A 7,684-nucleotide genomic window follows, 5' to 3' on the forward strand; every position below is an offset into this window, starting at 1 on the left:
TTGAATGCCTAGGTTCACTCATCTAACAGTGCAAATACTGCGTTCAAGTCTTCAGTAGTCAATTCCTGAGTCGTAAAATCGCTTGGAGTCAGCTCTTTTTTATCCCGGTTTATACAGTGGCTGATAATATCCAGCAAATATTGACGATAACGCTGAATAAGCCGCTCGATGGTGTTATGCTCATATGATCGCCGATCATAAAACAATTGAATCGTGAGCTTTCCTTCCGTGACCATTCCGCTTACGTTAAGCGGGAAAATCCCTTCATTAGCCTGATTTATTTCATACCCCATCGGCATTTCCGACATTTCGTAATCCCCACCCGCACCGGAAGCTTCTATTTGTCCAAAATAGTTGAAACCGATCTCCGGCTGCAAAGGCAGTCCAATATTCTGTTGATCCGTTTGACGCAGGATTTTCTCTGCAATCAACCAGCCTGCCCCCTTATTAGGTAAGCGTCTGGTTTGTTCCTTAACTTGCTTAATTGCATGTGCAATTTCGTTGCTTTGAAGCTCATAAATGATAGGGAACATAGAGGTAAACCATCCGACAGTGCGAGAGATGTCCACCCCGGTTCCAAAATCCTCACGTCCATGTCCTTCCTGTGTAATGACGATACGATTCACTCCCGCCCACTCCTGAATCGCCAACACTAACCCGGACAACAAAAGGTCGTTAATCTGTGTGCTGTAAGCGAAATGAGCATCCGTGAGTAAATGATGGGTCTGTTCTTCCGTCAGCTGTATACTTGCATAACTTGTATCTTTAAGCTGATACCGGCTGTCCAAGTAACGATCCTTCGGTAATTCTGGCACATGAGAATCTATCATTTCTCTCCAATAAGACAACTCATTCTTCATCGATTCACTTTCCGCAAATTCAGTCACAGTTCGCGTCCAGAGTTGATAGGAATCCGTCTTAGCTGGAAACTTAATCTCTTCATTCCGCAGCACTTGCAGATAGCCAGACATTAAATCCTCGGTAAGAATTCTCCATGACACGCCATCTACGACAAGGTGGTGAATTGTAATTAGCAAATGATCGCCCTGAGCCGTCCGGAAAATGCCTATCTGTACAAGAGGGCCATTCTCAATATTGAGCATGCCTTGTAATGCATTTGCCTCCTCCTCCACCCGTCTCTCCACGTCTGTCTCTGCGGTTAAATCAAAACATTTTATACCGAACAACACGTCCGACATCCCGCGAGTCACCGCAACAACACGATCGCCCTCTTGCCTGAATAGCATCCTTAGTGCATCATGATGTTCCATGATGGCCGTGAACACACGCGCCACAGCTTGTTCTTCCCAGCCCTCCTGGCGGAAGAGCATCATCGATTGATTCCAATGATCCGAAATACTAAATTTCTGGTCAAAGAACCATTGCTGGACAGGGCTCAAGGAAGTCATTCCAGTAATCAAGCCTTGTTCTGCTGTATTCGTTTTTACCTGTATATGAGAAACTAACTCAGAAATCGTCTGAAGATGGAATATATCTTTCACATCGAGTTTCAAATTATGCTCGTTCAGTCGTGCAGATATTTGAATGGCTTTAATGGAATCTCCGCCTAATTCAAAGAAATTATCATGAATGCCGACGCGCGGCACATCTAATAATTCCATCCATAATTCAACCAATAACTTCTCCATTGGTTCCGAAGGAGCAACATAATCGGCAGTCGTTGAAGCCCGGTCATCCATGCTCATTTGAAGCAGAGCCTTCTTGTCCACTTTTCCATTGGCAGTCAACGGTAATTCGTTAAGCTCAACAAAGAAAGAAGGAACCATATAATGAGGCAGCTTTTGAATCAAGAACTGACGCAATGACGCAGCGTCATACCCTTGCTCGACTACTAAATACGCACATAAATAAGTTTGCTCCTGATGGTCTGTTCGGGAGAGAACAACCGCTTCGCTAACAAGCCCACTCGCTAATATCGCAGCCTCTACCTCGCCTGTCTCCACCCGATATCCACGGATTTTCACTTGATCATCCATCCGACCTATGTATTCTATGTTGCCGTCAGCCTTCCAGCGCACGATATCCCCTGTTCTATACATCCGATTTCCCGGTACAAAGGGATCCTCAACAAAACGCTCATTTGTTAAATCAGTACGATTGCAATAACCACGAGCAACACCCGCCCCGCCAATGCACAGCTCACCGGCTACTCCGATCGGCTGTAATTGAGATTGTGCATTCAAAATATAAGCACGATTATTTGCAATCGGTCGGCCAATAGGAATACGTTGATCACCAGGTTGAACTGTGTAGCTAGTAGCAACAACGGTATTTTCCGTTGGACCATAGTTATTTGTAATCCGATAACTCTTATTTTGAATAAACTGCGCTTTGTCCCCGCCGATTAACAACCAACGTAATGAAGGACACTCCAGCTTCATAAACTGCTCCGCAAACTGTGTAGGTAAAAAGCTGATCGTTATTTCATGATTGTTGAAAAACGAACGAACTTCCTCTATTTCATATCTAATCGCCTGATCAATGATATAAATGGTTGACCCTGCAACAAGATACGGGAATATCTCCCATACAGAAGCATCGAATCCTGAACCAGCATACTTCGTACTTCGATCTTTAGCCGTAACTTCATAATGCTGAATATGCCACAAGCTCAAATTAACCAATGATCTGTGCTCAACCATAACCCCTTTAGGCTGACCTGTAGAGCCAGATGTGTAAATGATATACGCCAAATCGGATGCTTCACTCACAAGTACTGGATTAGAATCATCCTTCAATTCAGCCCCTGCATCATCAGGAGTCGTTCCTAATACAAGTATTTCACCGCGGTAATGAGGACTCAGTTCCATGCCTTGCTGTACAATGACGAGCTTTGCCCCGCTATCCTCTAACATATATTCAACCCGTTCGGAGGAATAATCGGGATCTATCGGCAAATACGCACTGCCCGCTTTAAGAATCGCGAGTATACCTACAAACATATCCAGTGACGGCTCGCACATAATTCCAACCATTTGATTTTTCCCGATCCCTTTTCGCATGAGTATATGAGCGAGAACATTCGCCTTCCGGTTTAATTGGTCGTAAGTAAGGTGCTCGTTGCCGAATACAACTGCGGTTTGCTCTGGAGCCTGCATGACCTGCTTCTCAAATAGTTCATGGATCGTTACATGATCGGGAAAGTCAGCCTCCGTTGCATTAAACTGCTTCAAGATCTGTGTTTTTTCCTCATCGGTGGCTAGTTCGATCTCCTCTATTAAACCTTGGGGATTATTGCAGACTTGCTGCAAAAGATGTTCGAAATGCTTCCCCATTCGCTTCACGCTATCGCGTTGGAATAACTGCGTGCTGTACTCCACCGTTATTCTTAAACTCGAGTCCTCCACTAGCATCCACGTCAGGTCAAACTTAGCGTTTTTCCAATCTAGCTCACGAGGACTAAAAGTCAATCCGGCTATGCGGCTATCCGACATGTCGATATTCTGCAGCGCGAACATCGTATCGAATAGCGGATGCCTGCTTAGGTTGCGCGGCAAGCTCAGCTGTTCAACCAGCTCCTCAAACGGGTAATCCGCATGCGCGTAGGCTTGCAATACCTGCTCCTTGACCTGAGCTAAATACTCTTCAAACGTCAGCTCGCTTGCCGGCTGAGTACGGATCGCCAAGGTGTTAACGAACATCCCCACGATGCCTTCCAGATCCGCATGCGGTCTGCCGGCAATCGGTGTTCCCGTTATAATATCTTCTTGTCCCGTATATTTAGATAGCAGCACCTGATAGACAGCCAGCAGGGTCATATACAGTGTCGTTCCACGCTCGGCAGATAACCGCTTGGCGGATTCTAATAGATCCGCATCGATCTCCATATGCCAGGCGTCTCCCTCAGACTGTTGCACTGCAGGTCTCGGTTCGTCCGTCGGCAGCTCCAGCACTGGCAGCTCTCCTGCATAGCGATTCAGCCAGTACTCCTCCTGCTGTTGGAGACGGGCCGCCTGCTCCCCGCTTTGCTGCCATATGGCGTAATCCTTGTATTGGATGCGAAGCGGCGGCAGCTCGGCTCCTTCGTAAAGGGCGCTCAAGTCCTGGAACAACACGCCAGTGGATACTCCATCTGAAATAATATGATGCATATCCAGCATCAGCACATGACGCTCCGCCTCCACCTGCACAAGCTCCGCACGGAACAGCGGCGCGATTTCCAAGTCAAACGGAGCTATGAACAACCGTGCCTTCTCATCCACCGCTGATTCCGCCGCTTCCGATCGTTCCATATCCCATGCGATCTCATCATACTCATGCACCCGCTGCATGAGCTGATCCCCGATCATATGGAACGAGGTGCGCAATGACTCATGGCGCGATACCAGGCCCTGCAACGCGGCACGAAGCCGTTCCGCATCCAGTGCTCCCTCAATATTCAGCATAAACGGCATATTGTACGCCGTCGTATGCTTGTCGCGGATTTGCTGAACCGCGTACATCCGCCGCTGCGCATACGATGCCGGATAGAACTCCTGCTCTGGCGCACGTTCAATGGCCGTATACGCCGCCGAATCACCACCCTGCCCTTGCATGTCCTGTAGCCTTTGCCCCAGCTCCTGCACGGTCGGATGGGTAAAAATATCCCGCAGCGGGATTTCCACGCCCAGCTCTTTGTGGATACGCGCTGCCAGCGTCATCGCTTTGAGCGAATGGCCGCCGTGTTCGAAGAAGGAGTCCTGCGTACCGACTACTTCTACCCCAAGCACCTCGCCAAACAGAGCCGCCAGCTGCTCCTCCAGCTCATTGGCTGGCGCCACATACACCCCGTCCAATTGCTGCTCCGGTTCAGGCAAGGCCCGCTTGTCCACCTTGCCGTTCGATGTCAGCGGCAGCTGCGCCAAGCCGGTAAACGAGGTCGGAATCATATATTCCGGTAAGCTTGTGGCTAGATGACGACGCAGCTCCGCCGCGGTCCAGGCCCCGTCGGTCACGACATAAGCGCATAGACTCGAATGGCCCTGATCGTCCTGCCGCGCAATCAATACCGTCTCCCGCACGACCGGATGCTCCAGCAGCTTCGCCTCGATCTCGCCCAGTTCGATACGATGACCCCGAATCTTCACCTGCTGATCGATGCGTCCCAGATACTCGATCGTTCCCTCCGGCAGCCAGCGCGCCAAATCTCCCGTCCGGTACATCATCGTGCCGGGCTCCCAAGGATTTGGCACGAACCGCTCCGCCGTCAACTCAGGTTGGTTCAGGTAGCCTCGCGCTACCCCATCGCCGCCAAGCCACAGCTCTCCGGCCACACCCAAGGGCTGCAGAGCCCCCTCCTGGTTGAGAATGTAAGCCGTCGTATTGTGAATCGGCCGGCCGATCGGCAGCGTATAGCTGTCCTCCTCCAGCTGTCCCACCTCATAAGACGTGGCGAATACCGTCGTCTCCGTTGGGCCGTAAACATGAATAATGCGTTCTGGGCCTAAACGCTTTACAGCCCGCTGAACATGACGAACCGATACGAGTTCGCCGCCGAACAAAATTTTGCGTGTATGTTCCAGACAGCTCAAATCCAGATCCACCAACGTGTTGAACAGAGCTGTCGTCATGAAGACTACACTCACACTCTCTTCCCGCAGCAGCTGACCGAGCTTCCGAATATCCAGCACCGTTTCCCGGTCAGCCAGAATCAAGGTCGCTCCGTGCAGCAGCGCACCGAAGATGTCAAAGACAGAGCCGTCAAAGGCATAGTTGGATAATTGCAGCAGCCGGTCCTCCGGCGTAAGTTCCAAATAGCCGTTGTTCATGATCGTCTTGACGACGTTCTGGTGGGTGGTCATCACGCCCTTCGGCTGCCCGGTTGAGCCCGAGGTATAGATGACATACGCCAGATTGCCAGGCTGTGCAGCCGGGTCCGGATTGTGCTCCAGCTCGCCCAGCAGCGGCTCTTCACCCATGATGAGCGTCTCGCCTGTATAGCTGTATTCCTCCCGCAAAAGCCCGGGATGCTGAGCGATTAAAAGCGAGGCTTCGCTATCCCGCAGCATATGGGCTACACGTTCAGCCGGATAGGAGGGGTCGATCGGCAGATAAGCGCCGCCCGCCTTCAGAATCGCCAGAATAGCTAGGATCATCTCCGGCGAGCGCTCGGTAATCAGGCCGACGGCCTGATCCGGCTTTACGCCCTTCCTGCGAAGCTCCTGTGCCCACTGGTTCGCCCGGGCATTTAGCTCACGGTAAGTCAGGCGCTCTTCCCCCATGACCAAAGCCAGCTTCTCGGGATATTTCGCCGCCTGCTCCTCGAATAGACTAGATAACGTACGATCCTGCGGATAGTCTGCAGCTGTCATATTAAATGAATAAAGTATTTCGTCGCGTTCATTCCCATTGGACAGCTGTAATACCTCCGGCAAAACATCGGCACGATGCATAACTTGCTCAGCAAGATTCTTATAGTGCCCCTCTATACGCTCCAGGATATTGCCTGAATAGACCTCCGGATCGTATTTTAAAGTGAACGCCAATTCTTCCCCAGGTACTACAACAACCGTTAATGCATAATTGGATTGCTCAAAGGAATTCGTATCCAGAAAGGTAAAACCCAACTCGTTAACTTCTTCATCTTGTTCCATCTCTACTGGAAAATTCTCAAAAACTACAATATGATCCAGCAGCTCGACATGATTAAAACCAGCCTGAATTTCGGCTAATGAGATATAGCCATATTTCTCTGCCTGCAGAGAAATTTGCTGAACATTCCGTAAAATATCAACAAATGTCTGACCGTTACCACTGGTGACTCGAACCGGAACCGTATTAATAAACAGTCCAACAATTCGTTCAACTTGATCTATTTCCGCTGGTCTTCCAGATAGAACTGCACCAAATAAAGCATCATCCGTCTGATTATATTTTTGCAGCAGCAATCCCCATAGTGTTTGAATAACGGTATTTAAGGTGACTTGATGCGTTCTAGCAATATGATTTAATTCTTTAGTCATCTGCTTATCTAGGTTAAATGTGAGTTCGTTTTGCTCCTGCAGTCCGGCTCGCTCTTTGTATCGCGGAATTCCAGTAGCGCCCTCAAACCCTTCCAGGTACTCCTTCCAGAAAGACATGGATTTGTGATGATCCTGCTTCTGCAGCCAACGTATATACTCCCCATATTGCGGAGCCGATTCCGATGAAGGCCGACGATGCTCCATCAGTTGGCGATAGGTTTGAAACAGATCTTCAAATACAATGCCCGTACACCAGCCGTCCATCAATATATGGTGATGGCTCCAAATGAATTCATATCGTGTTTCACCGATCTGAATGAGGGAAAAACGAAGAAGCAGATCCCGGGAAAGATCAAAGCCTCTTTCCCGGTCGTTCTTTTTGTAATTCTCTAGAAATCTCTTCTGCTCGTCTAAACTCAAGTGAGTAATATTCTCGTAGTGCAGTTTTGCTGTTCGGTCCCTAAGCACGACCTGAACAGGATCATTTTTTTTATAACGGAAGATGCTTCGAAATATGTCGTGCTTTCGGATCAGAGCTTGAATACTTTCCTCCAAATAGCGGGGATGAACCATGCCTTCCAACACAAATGATGTCTGCTCGAAATAAACAGAGCTTTCCGGGTCTTTGACCGTATGAAATAACATGCCTTTTTGCAAGGGAGAAAGTGAGTAAATATCCTGAATTTTCTCTTTGTTCAATTTCATTTCGTACACCGCCCACA

At 49.0% G+C, this 7,684-nt stretch carries 1 protein-coding gene; it reads right to left on the reverse strand.

Annotation, left to right across the window (positions count from 1 at the left end; translation table 11 throughout):
• Positions 1-14 precede the first annotated feature (14 nt).
• Positions 15-7,667, reverse strand: a complete 7,653-nt coding sequence (locus EIM92_RS22860; RefSeq protein WP_125084820.1) for a non-ribosomal peptide synthetase — start codon at positions 7,665-7,667, stop codon at positions 15-17.
• Positions 7,668-7,684: the final 17 nt, after the last annotated feature.

Origin of the sequence: Paenibacillus lentus, from assembly GCF_003931855.1 — a bacterium.
In the GTDB taxonomy this organism is placed as follows: Bacteria; Bacillota; Bacilli; order Paenibacillales; family Paenibacillaceae; genus Fontibacillus; species Fontibacillus lentus.